Source organism: Aporhodopirellula aestuarii (assembly GCF_023701485.1).
Lineage (GTDB): Bacteria > Planctomycetota > Planctomycetia > Pirellulales > Pirellulaceae > Rhodopirellula > Rhodopirellula aestuarii.
This window is the reverse complement of sequence record NZ_JAMQBK010000060.1, coordinates 473,695-488,127: the sequence shown is the minus strand read 5'-3', so window position 1 is coordinate 488,127 and position 14,433 is coordinate 473,695. Positions and strand designations below refer to the sequence as shown.

The 14,433-nt window shown below is 55.7% G+C and carries 11 protein-coding genes; 3 read left to right on the top strand and 8 right to left on the bottom strand.

Going from position 1 to position 14,433, the window contains the following annotated elements; translation table 11 throughout:
- Positions 1 to 21: 21 nt before the first annotated feature.
- Positions 22 to 1,926, bottom strand: a complete 1,905-nt coding sequence (locus NB063_RS22400) for a DUF1553 domain-containing protein (protein WP_250931117.1) — start codon at positions 1,924 to 1,926, stop codon at positions 22 to 24.
- A 34-nt stretch (positions 1,927 to 1,960) separates the two neighbouring features.
- Positions 1,961 to 3,343 (bottom strand): Rid family hydrolase, encoded by a 1,383-nt coding sequence (locus tag NB063_RS22395; RefSeq protein WP_250931116.1) that lies wholly within the window; start codon positions 3,341 to 3,343, stop codon positions 1,961 to 1,963.
- 317 nt (positions 3,344 to 3,660) lie between these two features.
- On the opposite strand from NB063_RS22395, the gene fusA reads away from it, so the two are divergent.
- Positions 3,661 to 5,709 carry an elongation factor G gene (fusA, locus tag NB063_RS22390; RefSeq protein WP_250931115.1) on the top strand — a complete coding sequence of 683 codons (2,049 nt, stop codon included), beginning with the start codon at positions 3,661 to 3,663 and terminating at the stop codon, positions 5,707 to 5,709.
- A gap of 41 nt (positions 5,710 to 5,750) precedes the next feature.
- On the opposite strand, the gene NB063_RS22385 is transcribed toward fusA, so the two are convergent.
- From NB063_RS22385 to NB063_RS22370, 4 genes are read right to left on the bottom strand one after another with little or no spacing between them, the layout of a single operon-like run.
- Positions 5,751 to 8,498 (bottom strand): leucine-rich repeat domain-containing protein, encoded by a 2,748-nt coding sequence (locus NB063_RS22385; protein ID WP_250931114.1) that lies wholly within the window; start codon positions 8,496 to 8,498, stop codon positions 5,751 to 5,753.
- Positions 8,495 to 9,253 (bottom strand): uracil-DNA glycosylase family protein, encoded by a 759-nt coding sequence (locus NB063_RS22380; protein WP_250931113.1) that lies wholly within the window; start codon positions 9,251 to 9,253, stop codon positions 8,495 to 8,497. The genes NB063_RS22385 and NB063_RS22380 overlap by 4 nt, the downstream gene beginning before the upstream one ends.
- Positions 9,250 to 10,053, bottom strand: coding sequence for a hypothetical protein (locus NB063_RS22375; RefSeq protein WP_250931112.1), 804 nt, complete (start codon positions 10,051 to 10,053; stop codon positions 9,250 to 9,252). The genes NB063_RS22380 and NB063_RS22375 overlap by 4 nt, the downstream gene beginning before the upstream one ends.
- Positions 10,054 to 10,068: 15 nt before the next feature.
- Positions 10,069 to 11,022, bottom strand: a complete 954-nt coding sequence (locus tag NB063_RS22370; protein WP_250931111.1) for a shikimate dehydrogenase — start codon at positions 11,020 to 11,022, stop codon at positions 10,069 to 10,071.
- 69 nt (positions 11,023 to 11,091) lie between these two features.
- On the opposite strand from NB063_RS22370, the gene NB063_RS22365 reads away from it, so the two are divergent.
- Together NB063_RS22365 and NB063_RS22360 are read left to right on the top strand one after the other, a co-directional pair.
- Entirely contained in the window at positions 11,092 to 11,778 is a 687-nt protein-coding gene (locus NB063_RS22365) for a hypothetical protein (protein WP_250931110.1), read from the top strand.
- The gene (locus tag NB063_RS22360) at positions 11,742 to 13,061 is read left to right on the top strand and encodes an acyl-CoA synthetase family protein (protein ID WP_250931109.1); all 1,320 of its coding nucleotides are present in this window, start codon (positions 11,742 to 11,744) and stop codon (positions 13,059 to 13,061) included. Before NB063_RS22365 ends, NB063_RS22360 begins: the two co-directional genes overlap by 37 nt.
- Here NB063_RS22360 and panB read toward each other — a convergent pair.
- Together panB and NB063_RS22350 are read right to left on the bottom strand one after the other, a co-directional pair.
- On the bottom strand, positions 13,046 to 13,852 hold the full coding sequence (gene panB, locus NB063_RS22355) for a 3-methyl-2-oxobutanoate hydroxymethyltransferase (protein ID WP_250931108.1): 807 nt from the start codon (positions 13,850 to 13,852) through the stop codon (positions 13,046 to 13,048). The genes NB063_RS22360 and panB overlap by 16 nt on opposite strands.
- A 145-nt stretch (positions 13,853 to 13,997) precedes the next feature.
- Positions 13,998 to 14,402 carry a hypothetical protein gene (locus NB063_RS22350; protein WP_250931107.1) on the bottom strand — a complete coding sequence of 135 codons (405 nt, stop codon included), beginning with the start codon at positions 14,400 to 14,402 and terminating at the stop codon, positions 13,998 to 14,000.
- Between the last annotated feature and the right edge of the window lie 31 nt (positions 14,403 to 14,433).

Genomic DNA, 14,433 nt, shown 5'->3' with positions numbered 1-14,433 from the left:
TTCTTTCCCGTATAGGTATGATCAGTGTTGAAACAAAAATTCATCACTGTTGATGAGTGCCCACGCCAATTCGCGGGTACCTTGCCAATCACCACACCAAGTGTTGGCGATCTGCAATTCATCTTCAGTCGGATATCGCGAAAGGATTGCCAGGTAGATCTGCTCGGCCTTTTGCGTCGTGTTGATGGTCCGTTTCGTGATGTCCGTCAGTCCACGGCCCTTCTTGAGTTTGTCACGAATGTGGTTTGAATTGAGCAGGTGCAATGACTGCCCCGCCGTCAAATTGTTGTTGCGTTCAGAATGCATCCCGGTATCGCGCGGCGGCCTTCCAAAGATTTCAAGAAAAGCACTCGTGATGCTTCCGTCGGGAATCGAAATCGCACGCTGATTGTCGGGCAAAAACGTAAACGGCTCGGGGATGATACTCATGTACGTTTCGGTCGTGCCGGTGATTTGACAGATCGCGTCAATCAGAACTTCCGCGTCATGGCGTCGGGGCGCATAGAACGCAAAATACGCGGCCGCATGAGCATCGCCCGAGCGGTCGATACATGACAATTGATAGGCACTCGAACTGAGAATCAGACGCAGCAACTTCTTCATGTCGTAACCAGACGACACGAGTTCCTCAGCGAGTCGATTCAGTAGTTCTTGATTAGTCGCCGGATTGTCCGACCGCACATCGTCCGGCGGATCAACGATGCCCCGCCCTAGCAGCCAAAACCAAGTCCGATTCGCGATCGCACGTGCGAACCACGGATTTTTGTCTTGAATCAACCAATCGGCGAAGACAAACCGTGGATCAGTGTTCTGCGGAACTACGACGCGATGGCCGGTCGGAAACACACACGTCAACGGATCGTTGCCTTGGGTACCTTGTCGCGGATCGAAATAGACAATTTCTTCTTTCCATTCACCGGTCGGCTTGAACCCGACTTTGGTGAAAAACTGGCTCATACCGGCGAGTTTTTCCGGCGGCCACTTCTCCGCTCGCGTTGCCATGAAAGTTAACGCCACCGTCTTCGCAATCGCTTCGGGTTCCTTGCTCTGCATCGCCCGATAAAAATTCACTTGAGGGGTCCGGAAATTACTTCCCGATGACGTGATCAGTTCGCGAACAAATTGATCGTAAGGCATGTTTTCACGAATCGCGGTGCGGATCCAGCGGTGATAAGCTTGGGCCGCGTTGGGCCACAAATTGATCGGGAACTCAGCTTTCACCCGTAGGACGTCGCACCACTTCATCGCCCAATAGTCGGCGTACTCATCGCGTTCGAGCAATTCATCGATCAGTTTTTCTCGTTTGCGTTGGTCGGTGTCACGCAAAAAAGCAGCGGCTTCAGCAGCATCCGGCAAGGTACCGGTGACGTCGATATAGACGCGGCGGAGAAACACTTCGTCCGAACACAACCCCGACGGCTGGATACCGAGTTTGAACAGTTTCCCGAACACGGCGTCGTCCACACTGTTGTGACCATGCAACGGCAGCGAACTTTCAAACGCGCCGGTCAGCGTTTCTTCATCCGAAACGTCTTTTCGCCGGACCGCCAACACGGTGGGTTCTTCTTCGGCCAACTGCATGGAAGACGGCCGCGAATCCGTGGAGGATAAATCCACCACCGTCAAACCACTTTCGCGAACCTCCTTGACCACCGGTTTGGTTTCTGGCAACGAAACCGAGCGCACTGGAGCGCGAGCGGCGGGCCGCGGTTGACTCGACGAAGCGAGATCGTGTGACAGATTAGCTGTGGCGGGTGGAGCGTTTTCTGCGGCCGCCTGGGATACGGACTCGCCTCTCATCTGGGTAATTGCCCAGAACAATGCACCTGCCAACATGGGTGGCACGACGGCGATCATCAACAACCGAATCATCAACTGATGTCGTTGTTTTCGCTGACGAACTCGTTGGGTTCGAGTTCGGATCATGACCAGGGTTCCTTATTCGCTGAACCTAGTAAATTCAAACCGACGTAAAAGCGACGCCTTCGATTTCGACCAATAGATCGGGGCGGCACACATCCGCGTGGGCATAGATGATGGGCAGAGGGCCAAAACGCATTTCACAAATCGCCCGACACTTCTCGTAATCTTCGATGTGTTTGATGTACACACGCACCTTCGCCAAGTCCTTCAACGTCGCACCACAACCTTTGAACCCATGGTGCGACAAGTTGTCTTCGGCAATTAAACGTTCGATGTTGTCGATGGTCTGTTGCGTCTGCTTTTCGACATCGCCGAGGTGAACGGATTCCGAGTCAAGGATGCTCGCGGTTCCCGATACCCAAATGGTCGCGTATCGATCGGCCACCACCGCCATCGCCCGTGAAAACTTGGGACTCTTCACCGAGAACTTACGCTCGTAATCGAACGCGGATGTTTGCCCCGGGTTTTCCAACGCGACCAAGTGCACGTCCGAACGTTTGGTTTGCAGTGCCATGGCGCTGAGCACCAAACCGTTGCCCTTGGTACCGATACCGGTGCTAGCGGGAAAGACGACGCCGCGATCGCTGCTTTTCATAGCCCCCGTTCGCGTCAACTCGTCGAAAAAATCGGTGCGGGCACGATTCAATTCGCGGTATCGTTCAACGGTTCCCTCCAAATTCGTAATGCCACCTTGGTACAACCACACTCGTGGCACGTCTGAAAATTCAGCACCAATCCGATGCAACCTGCGATCGAGTTCGGCAAAACAAAATTCTGATTGTCCATAGGACGTTTTCATGGATGTCGGTGGCGTGATGCCCGACAGGTAAATCCATCGCATTGCATCGTAATCCACGGTAACAACGTCCACATTGTGAAACGTGACGTCGACGCCGTCCCCACCAATCGCCCACGCTTCGATCGCCAACGCTTGATTTCCGCAGGGCGGTTGGATGATGTAGTTGGTGACCGGGGTCTGGTCTCCGAAATACGCCTCGAACAATCGACGAATTGTGGGGATGTCGTTTTCGCTGCGGACAAAGACGGTTTGTTGAACCATTTTCATCGGCGTTGGCTGTTGATTTAAAATCACCCGGATCGTCGAAATCGCTTCCCAAGCTTGGTCGGCCGTCGAGCCATGGTTCTGGGGCGTGATCATCAGAGCAACCCGGTGCACGCCTCCGATGTCGATTACGCTGTGTTGCTGCTCACTGAGCAAACACGGTGGCATGACATTATCTTTGCCGATGGAGGTCGAACAGCGACCGGCGTCGAGACACGTTTCGTGCCCGTTGAGCATCTGTTTCTCAGGATGCATCCGATAACAGATCGGCGGATGGCTACTCGGCGTGGACTCCGAATCCTCGCGAATTGCGATCCCATCACGTTGTTTCGCCTTATTTTCATCACGCTCAATCATCTCTGAACTCTCCACCGTTAAGACGGGACACGTTCGATCGAAAGGGTTCGAATGGGGAACGATGCGGTGTCACCATTGGCATTCCGCAGTCTAGTCCTGCTCGACAAAGGGACGCAAACGAAACCAGCCGTTTTACACGGCCTTTACGTGCGTCGAATCGTCACGGCGGACACGATAGAATAAAACTTGCGTCGTTTCGTCGCAGCGTCATGCCGACCTCCTTCGGTGCGACGGTGATGAAGAGTCGCTAGGATTCAGTCCAGAACTTTGGTACGCGAAACACGATTTCAGTGATCAACGAAAGAGGAATATGACCAATGACGATCCCCACTCCCGATTCCATTCGCAATCTTTGTCTTTGTGGTCAGACCGGGTCAGGAAAGACCACCCTCGTCGAACGTCTGTTGTTTGAGTCTGGCGAGATCAAACGCCAGGGAACCGTACAGGACTGCAATACGGTCAGCGATTTTTCAGACGAAGAACATCGCCACCAACACTCATTGCAACCGAGCATCGTGCACTTCGACCACGAAGGCCATCATGTCAACGTGATCGACACACCGGGCATGTCCGACTTCATCGGCCATGCGATCGCATGCTTTCCGGCGGTCGAATCGGTCGTCGTCGTGATCGACGCATCACGAGGCATCGAGAGTGAAACGCGTCGACTGATGCAAGTCGCGGAAGAGCGAAAGCTGCCACGAATGTTTCTGATCAACAAAATCGATTTACCGGACGTGGATCTCGAAAACTTGGTGGACGAGATCCGAACCGCCTTTGGAGAAGTTTGCTTACCGATCAACATGCCGACGCCGGATTGCAGTGACGTCATCGATGTCTTTGAAACGGACGCTCATGACTCGACCGCCTTCAGTTCCGCTGAGGCCGCACACACACAGATCGTCGAGCAAGTGGTCGAAGTCGATGACGAACTCACCGAAAATTATCTCGAAGAAGGAGCCGAAAAACTCGATCCCGCTCGTCTGCACGAAGCCTTCGAAAAGGCGCTCCGGCAAGGCCATTTGGTTCCGATCGTTTTTGCGTCGGCAATCAATGGAACCGGAATCAAACACCTTCTGCACGTCACCGCTTCGTTGCTGCCCAGCCCGCTCGAAGGGAACCCGCGCCCTTTTGTGCGAGGGGACGAACCGCTACCGACGCAATTCGATCCAGACAAACCGACAATCGCACATATCTTCCGCGTTGCCACCGATCCGCACATTGGCAAACTCGGCATTTTTCGCGTCCACCAAGGTTGTGTGCGAGCGCGGGGCGAATTGTACATCGATGACCTTCGCAAACCGTTGCGGATCGGTCATGTCATGCGACTGCAAGGGAAAGAGCACAAAGAAACGGACGTCATCGGCCCCGGCGAGATCGGTGCCGTGTCGAAGATCGACGATGTTCATTTCGATGGCGTTTTGCACGACGAAGCGACGACAGAAAACCCGCCGCATCTCGTACCGCTCGCACTCCCCAAGCCGATGTATGGGTTGGCGATCGAGTTGAAGCGTCATGCGGACGAGACCAAATTTTCCGCCGCCGTTCAAAAACTACAGTCCGAGGATCCGTGCTTACGCGTCGAACGCATCTCGGCGACAAACGAAACCGTCATGCGGGGTCTCGGCGAACTCCACCTGCGAGTCGTCCTTGAAAAACTGAAATCGCAGTACGGTATCGAACTCGAAACGTCACCGCCAAAAATCGCGTACAAGGAAACCATCACCGCCTCCGCCGAGGCTCACTACCGCCACAAAAAACAGACTGGTGGCTCGGGGCAATTCGGCGAGGTCTATCTACGCGTGGCGCCCTTGCCGCAAGATCATGAAACGGGCTTCGAATTCGAGAACAAAACCGTCGGCGGTTCGATTCCCAAACAATTCATGCCCGCCATCGAAAAAGGCATCCGGCAGGTCCTCGACGAAGGAGCCATTGCCGGTTATCCGATGTCGGGTGTCCGGGTCGAAGTCTATGACGGCAAACATCACGAGGTCGACAGCAAGGAAATCGCGTTCATCACGGCGGGACGCAAAGCATTCGTGGAAGCGATCAAGAAATCTCGACCGGTGTTGCTCGAACCGTTTGTCAACGTGGAGGTCAGCATCCCGGCGCAGTACATGGGCGACATCACCGGCGACCTGTCGGTCAAACGTGGGCGAGTGAACGACACGCAGGTCTTCAATGACCAATGCATGATCCGTGCGACCGCTCCGCTGAGCGAGTTGCAAAACTACGCCACCGACCTCAAGAGTATCACCGCCGGATCGGGGGCCTTCACGCTGAGCTACTCCCACGACGAACCCGCTCCTCCGACCGTGCAACAAGAAGTCATCGCGGCGTTCCAACCCCACGACAATGGCGATTGAAATCATGATCGACGAATCGCCGGTGGCGAGGGACTCGCGGCCTAGATCGCCTCAAGCAACGCGTGTTCCGTCGGCTCGGCTACATGACCAGGATCTCGAAATCGCTCCACCGCGAATGGGCGTCTCACGACGGTCTCCGTTCCAACAATCGGATTGAATTCTTTCGATAGAATCGTCACGCGGTGGCTCTGCCGAGAGTTGCGATCGCGGCGGTTGGCCAACGAATTCGTATCGATTCTTGCCTGCAATTCGGGAGACAATTTGTCCAGTTCCTCTTGGCTCAACGACATCACCAATGTGGTTTGCCGATGCTCGGTCAATAGGAGCTGGAGTTGCTCCAGCTCAAACTGACAATTCTTCATGATGATTGTGTGCAGGTAGCGAGAGCGAACGATCGCATCAATCAACTCGTCGTCAATCTCGTGCCCTGAGATGTCGAGGACTTCCAGACCGCCGTGGCGGACCAAGCGATTGAGTAGCCCCAACGGCATCGACGTACCCACCAAAGACAGTTCGGAGAGTTGGGACAAGGCACTGATATTCTCCCACGCAGCTCGACTGAGATCGACGCGGTTCAAACTCAGCGAACGAAGACTCGCGAGCGTTCTGAACCATTGGGTCGTTTGCTCGGATACGTGGGTGTCATCCAAGCAGATCCGCCTCAACCGTTCGAGGTTAACCCATGAACTCGTCACGTCGTCGTCAACGTCGCTACCCGGCACTTCGAGCGCCGTTAGTGTTTTAAGTTTTCCGAGACGACGCAAACCATCTTGAGACACCGACGTGTACGCGAGCACCAGTTGATCTAGCTCGTCACAGTCGACCAGTTGACGAACCACCCGATCATCGAGGTTGCGTCCACCAGCGGCGAAACGCGATAAACCGTCAACTTTCTCCAAGCGGGCGTCTTCTGGCCATGGACATTCGACCGTCAATTCGGTGATGCCCGGCACGTTGCTGACCACCATCTTTTGGAGGTCATTCTGCACGACGACTGTCCCCGAGAATCGAGGTAGATTCCGCATCTTCAGGGAAACCAGATTTTTCAACGGCAGCGTGCTGATGCTGGTAATCCGTTGATGATTATTCAGGTGCAGTTGATTAATGTTGCTGAGACCAGCGGTTATTCGAGCCAGCTTTGGTAACTCGAGGAATCGCTTCAAGAGTTGGTGATCCAGCTCGCATTGATGTAGGTCCAACTCCTTGAGAGACTGCATTTTCGCCAGCGGCGCCAACTGATCCGCCGTCAATCCGGAATTGGTCAAGCTCAACTGCTCGAGTGAATCGAGTTTCGAGATCAGCGCAATCTCACGTTCCGTCAATCGAACGCGGTCCATGCTCAACGATCGAACATCCGGCAGCCGCCCAATCGCTTTGATCCAATCCAGCGTCTGCGGGTATTCGATCGGCTCGTATTCTTCATGATGCCGCCGCACGTAAAGCGATCTACCAATGACGATGTCATGCAGCCGCTTGGCTCCCCCGACCCGAAGCTTGTTCAAATCACTGGCGTTGCATTCGATCCGCGTGAGTCTCGGAACATTGTTCAGCTCAAGATCCTCCCACCGCGGCAACAATACGGCGGACGAATCATGGGGACTCCCGAATGGGAGATCCAACGCCTCAAAAATATTCTCCAACGCGGGCAGAGCATTCCCGTGGAGCGAATACCGCTGCGGGCCCGGAAGATAAATCGTTTTCAACCGCGGGCATGCCTCCAAATGCAACTCGACAGTCGCGTCGGGCGCCCGTCGACGCGTCCGCTCCAAAGTCAACTCCTCCAACGCATTCCAGTTTTCCAAACTCAGGCGTTCTCTGTTGTCACCCCCGGGCGTGGGCAACCTCATAGACTTCACGGTCGAAGCCCAACCGAATTGGCGAAAGTCGGCAAAATCGAAGGATGATCTGGAAAAGTCGACACGTTCCAAATTGCAAAGACGATTCAGGTTTTGCAAATCAGATTTGCTGAGCACACTGCGGCGGATGGCTATCTTCCGCAGTTGCGAGTGATTCGCGAGCAACTCCATCGCCCCCGGACTCAGCGTGCAGCTTTCCATCACGATCTCGGTGAGCTCCCTCGCTCGCGTCAAACGCGCCAAATCTTTTTCATCGAGATCCTTGGCGATGAACCGCAGTTCACGCAATGTCGGGAGGCTCAGTAGTTTGTTTGTCAACGACGCCGAAGGTTGAAAGACCTCGACATCACGCAGTCGCAGAAACGCCGGGAACAATGGTTTCGGTATTCGAGTGGCCATCCACTTGGGTAGCTCGGCGGTCATCGAACAACGTCCATAATACGTCGCGTGGAAGGCAATCCGCCGATGCCACGCCGCGGTCGCAGCCGAGATTAGGAAGAGCGTCAACGGAATCAACAGCGCGCCCCCGGCGGTCATCGCGTCATAACGCATCCGGACTTTTTTCGAATTTTGCGCCAACCGAATTTTGTGATAACGTCGCCACGTGTAACCACTGATCAGCACCACCGTGAGCACGCCGAACAACACGTTTCCGACGATGCCCCAGTAAGACGTGTACAAGGGCGGTCCGATCGGCTGCTTGTTCGATGCCAACAGTTGCACCCGATAATCGAACGGCCAACCCGCATGCTCAACCGAGCCCGCCCCGCCGGACACCCCGGATATGGACGTATCTGATATCCGGCCCTCGCGAGATGACAAAACCCGCACGTATTCACACGGCAGATTGAGCGTCATCAATAGGATGACCGCCAAGCTCGAAAAGAGAACACAATTCACTGCCGTACGACGGCGTCCGACTTGATCGTTCACCACACACCTGTGCTTTGCAGCTGCGCCAAAGCGGTGCCCGCCCAATCTCGATTGGCGGCGGGAGACGCGGGACTGGGATGTAAGATTCGGGAGATTTGCGCCGACGATGCGTTGTCGCCGGCGACTCGTTTGAGACAATTTTCAGCGAAGGCACCCACTCCCACAAGGTGCTTCCAGGGCAGCAATGAGAGCACGTCACGAAGATGCTCGTCACAGCATTCTTGCAACGCGTCGCGTTCTTCGGCTGGCAATTTATCGGGCGTCCGATTCCGACCGCTCGACTCCATAAAGACCAGCGGGCAGTAGTTGAGCACGAAGTGCTTCTGGAAAAACGCCTCGGGACTTTCAAATTGCTCCTGCATCAATCCCCACAAACGTCGACCACTGACTTCGCTACGCGGACATGCGAGTCCCTCGATCGGTCGCTTGGGGTGTTCGTGCTCCACGCTGCCGACCTCGCCCTCGATCCCCATCCAGTCGCGAACGGCGGCAACTTCGCCAAAAGGCACACCCGTTTGAGCCATTCCCCACGGCCCCGGATTCATACCCAACAACAGCACTTCCGCTTGGGAAGACACCTGACGGATATAGCATTGGTGCAGATCCCACGCATAGTCGAGTGGATTGTAGATATGCGTAATCGGCTCGTCGAACGAAAGCCGGTTCACGCTGTCTCGCAAACGTTCCGCGGCATCGCAAAGGCGATCGTGCGTCTTGCGATCATTGCGGGACGGCCGGGTGGATTGACGATTCATTGTTGACCTTCTCTTAAGTCGTCAGCGATCGCCAAACGATGTGCAGATTGCTGTTCGAGGATCATGATTTTCTGCCATATCTTTCGTGACAACCCCGTACTGAGTTGTTCGACATCGCTAACCGACGCGACAGACGCGGTATCATCGAAGTCGCGGACGTAGAGGGCGGCGATCTTCCCCGTTAACGACAACATTTCGCTGCAATAGTCCAAATAGCGATTCAGCTCCAAAGGGGTCATTTTTTGTTGAGGAGAATTGGTCGTGCTCTTCCAAACTTTTAATACGCGCTCTGGATCTTTCGTTAATTGATGCATGTCGATGATGTGACAGAGCGAACGCAGTTCATGAATCGCCGTCAATGCCCGACGTCGTTTGATTCGATTCTCCAACGAGATCAAGAAGTACAACGTTGCTCCGAAGAGCAACAGCACGTTGGCACCGGCTTCGGCGGTAGTCACCAGATCGGTCAATTTTTCGACTTCGTTTTCGATGCTGTGGCTCGCCGCCCAGAACCCCGCGAACCACAAGAAGCAGATCACCGAAGCGACGGCCAACGCGTAGCCGCTGACACGAATCCAGACGATCGGCCGGCCAATCTTGGCTGAACGCTCCGATGCCCGGCGTGCCACCTCAAGCAATTCCCCACACAAACGACACAAACCGCTGCCGGGAAACCGTTCGCTGATCCGCCGTTGAAGACGGGCAATCGTTTCGACGATGTAGTCGTCGCGGAGAGTCAAACCATTCACGCGTGGCTCGCTTTCGTGCAGCCGATTGAATGGACGAAGGAATGCTTGCATGTTTTCTCACACGGTTCAGACGCCGAGATATTCATCGATCGCCTCCAGGAACACTTCCGCTTCGACCGTTTTGCCGAACAACGACTTGGTTAACTCCGAGAGACAAGCCGCGTGGACGTCTGCCCCGCGGATGCACTCTTCAGTCGATTCCTCGGACGTCGCTAGCTTCAGCCGGTCCCAGAGCAAGAGATATTCAGGATCCCAATTCTCATTCAGATCAATCGTGACGCTGTTGGATGGAAGGCGCCAATCAGCCAGCGAGATGTTTTCTGAGTCGGAAAAAACGATCACGTCTACCTCGTCGTCGCCACGTTTTTCGGCTCGGATACGAGCGGGGTGGTGAATGATCTCAATCTGGTCCGCGCTCAGGGTATCCCAACGGTGGTTTTTCGTCCCCTTCATCTGCTCGAGCAACTCCTGCTTAAAGTCCTCGATCCGCTCGGGGGAATCATCTGGTTTGTCGAAAGCATGCCCCGCCCCCCCATCGACCCACCACAATTGCACACAGCGGCGGTCCTGTTGTTCGAGTGCTTTCGAGGCGAGCTTGGCCCACACCTGCTGCTTCATTGAAAAGGGAATCCAAGCGGACGCGACGGCCTCGGAGGTATCGTGGACCATCCAATCCCAGCATAGCAGCATCCGGCCCCGTTCGGGCAACTCCAAGGGCCCTGACACGCCCTGTGGGAGGTGAGAGGCGTTCGATTCGTTCTCCTGAACGTCAGTTGAATCGTCACCGATATGAGCCGCTTCGACGCCAACGCGACATGTCGGTGCCACCCAAGCTCCGCGGAAATTCATGGCGTCCATGCCCGCGAACGCGGCCGCGATTTTGCCCGGTGACAAATTGACGGACACCACCCGGCAATCGATCTGCCCGGCTGCGAAACCGGTCTCTAATGCGAATTGGGTCGGATTACCCGCGATCGGATCTCCGATGACCGCGATAATCGGTTCAGTCGTCCCGTCCATGCTCAGACTCGTCTCTTGTGATGAAGAACTCGATTGTGATCAATGTGGAGTGAAATCAAATTAACAGGGATGCTAAACCTGCTGATCTCACTGGAACACCCGATTGCCCGAGAAATCGGACTGGGGCTGATTTATGGGGCAGCTCTCGCTGTGACGCTCGCACAGCCCCGCCGATTCGCCCCGCAAACCTGGTGTCTGGTCGTGATTGCCGGTGGGTATACTACTGTCTCCCTTTGGCAATCTTGGGACAATCCCTCGACGTTGTGCCAAACCTGGGTGCTCGCCGGATTGGTTTGCCTTTGCCGGTCCTACGAAGATATCCGGCTGCGGGCCCAAAATTTCACAGCGAAGGCGAGGCAATATTCTCTCTGGGATCTCGCCATCCTGACGGCGGGTTTTGCTCTGTTCGCGGCTGGAGTTAGGCAAACCCAACTCGCCGAACGTGAACCGGTGTACTGGGCGGGCATGATCGTGATCGCGGGTATCCTTCCGTGGTGCGTGATCGGTTTGCGGATCGATAATTTTAAGCAATCGATTCTGCGATGCACCGTATCGATTACAGCCGCCGCGGCATTGGTGTGGGTACTTTCGTGGGCCGAGAGCACGATTGTGCAACCTGGCCGAATCGGTATGAAGGAAGCAGCCCTGCGGTACGGAGCGATGATCACGGCTATGATGCTGCCTCGTTTGCTGCACCAACTCACCCGCATCCCATTCACATGCCCACAACGACACGTCCCCAATGCCGCGAGATGAATCGCGACGATTTGAGCCGCTTGCAGTTGAAAAAACTCAATCGCCTCTTGGCCTCGTTGAGCAACCATCCGCTATACGCAAAATCACTTGCCGCTCATGAATTGCCACTGACGAGACTGGACGAATTGTCGTCGTTTCCGTTGCTCAATAAGAGCGATCTGCTGGGGAAACATCCTGGTGACCCGGCGTTGCTGTTTCATTTGGATAAGAACCACTACCGTCGCTTTCATCAAACCAGCGGCTCTCGCGGTTGGCCGATGCCGGTGCTCGATACCGCCGACGATTGGGCGTGGTGGCTGGTTTGCTGGCAATACGTACTCGATGCCGCGGAGGTGACGTGTGATGACGTCGCCATGATGGCGTTCTCGTTTGGCCCCTTCATCGGATTCTGGTCAGCCAACGATGCCTTGGTCGAACGCGGCGTCCTGGTCGTACCCGGCGGCGGGCTGTCCAGCCTCGCACGGCTGAAATTGATCGAACAGCAACGCTGCACGGTGCTTTGTTGCACGCCCACGTACGCGCTGCATCTCGCCAGTGTTGCGACCGAACATGGCGTCGACCTGAGCCGCAACAGCGTGACTCGGATCATCGTCGCGGGCGAACCCGGAGGCAGCGTCCCCGCCGTGCGAGCGGCGATCGAATCTCAGTGGCATGCTCGCGTGGTCGATCACGCCGGCGCCAGCGAACTGGGGGCGTGGGGATTTGCCAGCAGTGATGACTCGGGTTTGCATGTCACCGAATCCGAATTTATCGCCGAGTTTCTTGTCTTCGATGAAGCCAGCGGTTCCCACCGTCCTGCCCAAGAAGGTGAAACCAGCGAACTGGTGATGACCAACTTGGGCCGACACGGCGGACCTGTCATCCGGTACCGCACCGGCGACATCGTTCGACCTCGTTGGAATCACGATTTACCGTGCCGCTTCGTGCACTTGCCCGGCGGCGTGCTGGGCCGTGCCGATGACATGCTCGTCATTCGGGGTGTGAATGTTTTCCCGAGCAGCATCGAGGCGATCGTTCGCGAAGTCAGCCCCTCGGCGGAATTTCGCATGATCGCGACTCGGCAAGACGAGATGGATCAGATCCGGATCGAAATCGAAAAGACGCCCGAATCCTCCGAGGGACACGCTGAACAATCTTCCGCGGTCGTGACCGCACTCGAAGAACTGATGCGGGAACGATTAACGCTCCGCGTTCCGGTTTCGCTCGTCGAATACGGCAGTCTGCCGCGGAGTGAGGGCAAATCTCGGCGCTGGGTGGACCAACGACCTCAGAAACTTTCCTGATCGCTCGGAAACCCGCCACTGCGGACCTGTTCGAGATACTCTTTCGCAGCGTCTCGCATACCCTTGCCGAGATCGGCGAACTGACGCGTGAACTTGGGCGTGTACCCCGACGTCAGTCCGACAATATCGTGAGTCACGAGAACTTGCCCGGAAACGTCGCGACCGGCACCGATTCCGATCGTTGGCACTTTCACCGCCGCCGTAATCGCGGTGGCAACCGAGGCCGGCACGCATTCGATCAACACCGCGAACGCACCGGCTTCTTCGGCCGCCTTGGCATCGGAGACCAATTTCTCAGTGTCGCGTTGCAAACGGTACCCGCCATCGACGTGGATGTTTTGCGGTCGCAGACCGACGTGTGCCATGACGGGGACCCCCGCGGTGACAATCGCTTCGATCCGACCTGCCTGCTCGGCACCGCCCTCGAGTTTGACCGCATGACAGCGGGTTTCTTTGAGAACGCGGGCACTCGCTTCGATGCTGCGCGTGATTTCGATTTGCCCCTCGGGAAACGGCAGATCGACAACAACCATCGCCCGTTGAGAGGCCCGGCCAACCATTTCGGCATGATAGATCATTTGATCCATTGTCACGGGCAACGTCGTATCATGGCCTTGGACGACCATGGCGAGTGAATCCCCGACCAGCAAAACGTCAATTCCGGCCTCGTCGAGCAACTTGGCCGTGGGGAAGTCGTATGCGGTCAACATCGTGATCGCTTGGCCACGATCTCGCATCGCTTGGAGAGTGCGAGTCGTGACTCTTTTGGGAGGATTCGTTTCGGTCGACATGATGAACTTTGATCGTAGGATTCGGCGAGCCGATCAGTGTCATCAGTTTGAGAAGTTTTTCAAACCCCTCTGGCCTTTTGCCTCAGGACAACATCCCAGCTCTCGAGATGATCGACGATCCTGAGACGCCGATGGCCGCGAAACGTTAGGCTTCGATGAAGTCGTCGGCTTCTTCGTCGCTCATCACGGCTGCTTCTTCGGCGACTTCGTCGTCCAGGCCGAGTTGTGCGAACTGCTCGTCGGACAACTGCACGTATCCGAGCGACCGGATGACTTCGAGAACTTCGCTGCACGTTGGGAACATGCGTCCGGAGCTTTGCTTGTATTCGTCCATCGCCTTCATGAATTCGACTTCATGATCCGAATAGTCACGCTCACAAGTGGTAGGATCGATGTGACGACGACGCTGTTGTTTGCGACGTGGACTCGCGACTGCGGCGGTTTCGGCTGCCTTTTCATCACGACGTTCTTTTCGTCGACGATCCAACGTAATCGTTGCGGCGCCGGCGGAGATCGAATTGGTAGAAGTGGCAGGGGTAGAAACTGACATCTCGGGTCCTCGTGCGAAAAGGTGGTGCTGA

What these genes read in the sequence shown, in the direction of transcription:
- NB063_RS22400 (WP_250931117.1), bottom strand. Translation starts at nt 1,926, where the DNA reads ATGATCCGAACTCGAACCCAACGAGTTCGTCAGCGAAAACAACGACAT.
- NB063_RS22395 (WP_250931116.1), bottom strand. Translation starts at nt 3,343, where the DNA reads ATGATTGAGCGTGATGAAAATAAGGCGAAACAACGTGATGGGATCGCA.
- fusA (WP_250931115.1), top strand. Translation starts at nt 3,661, where the DNA reads ATGACGATCCCCACTCCCGATTCCATTCGCAATCTTTGTCTTTGTGGT.
- NB063_RS22380 (WP_250931113.1), bottom strand. Translation starts at nt 9,253, where the DNA reads ATGAATCGTCAATCCACCCGGCCGTCCCGCAATGATCGCAAGACGCAC.
- NB063_RS22375 (WP_250931112.1), bottom strand. Translation starts at nt 10,053, where the DNA reads ATGCAAGCATTCCTTCGTCCATTCAATCGGCTGCACGAAAGCGAGCCA.
- NB063_RS22370 (WP_250931111.1), bottom strand. Translation starts at nt 11,022, where the DNA reads ATGGACGGGACGACTGAACCGATTATCGCGGTCATCGGAGATCCGATC.
- NB063_RS22365 (WP_250931110.1), top strand. Translation starts at nt 11,092, where the DNA reads ATGCTAAACCTGCTGATCTCACTGGAACACCCGATTGCCCGAGAAATC.
- NB063_RS22360 (WP_250931109.1), top strand. Translation starts at nt 11,742, where the DNA reads ATGCCCACAACGACACGTCCCCAATGCCGCGAGATGAATCGCGACGAT.
- panB (WP_250931108.1), bottom strand. Translation starts at nt 13,852, where the DNA reads ATGTCGACCGAAACGAATCCTCCCAAAAGAGTCACGACTCGCACTCTC.
- NB063_RS22350 (WP_250931107.1), bottom strand. Translation starts at nt 14,402, where the DNA reads ATGTCAGTTTCTACCCCTGCCACTTCTACCAATTCGATCTCCGCCGGC.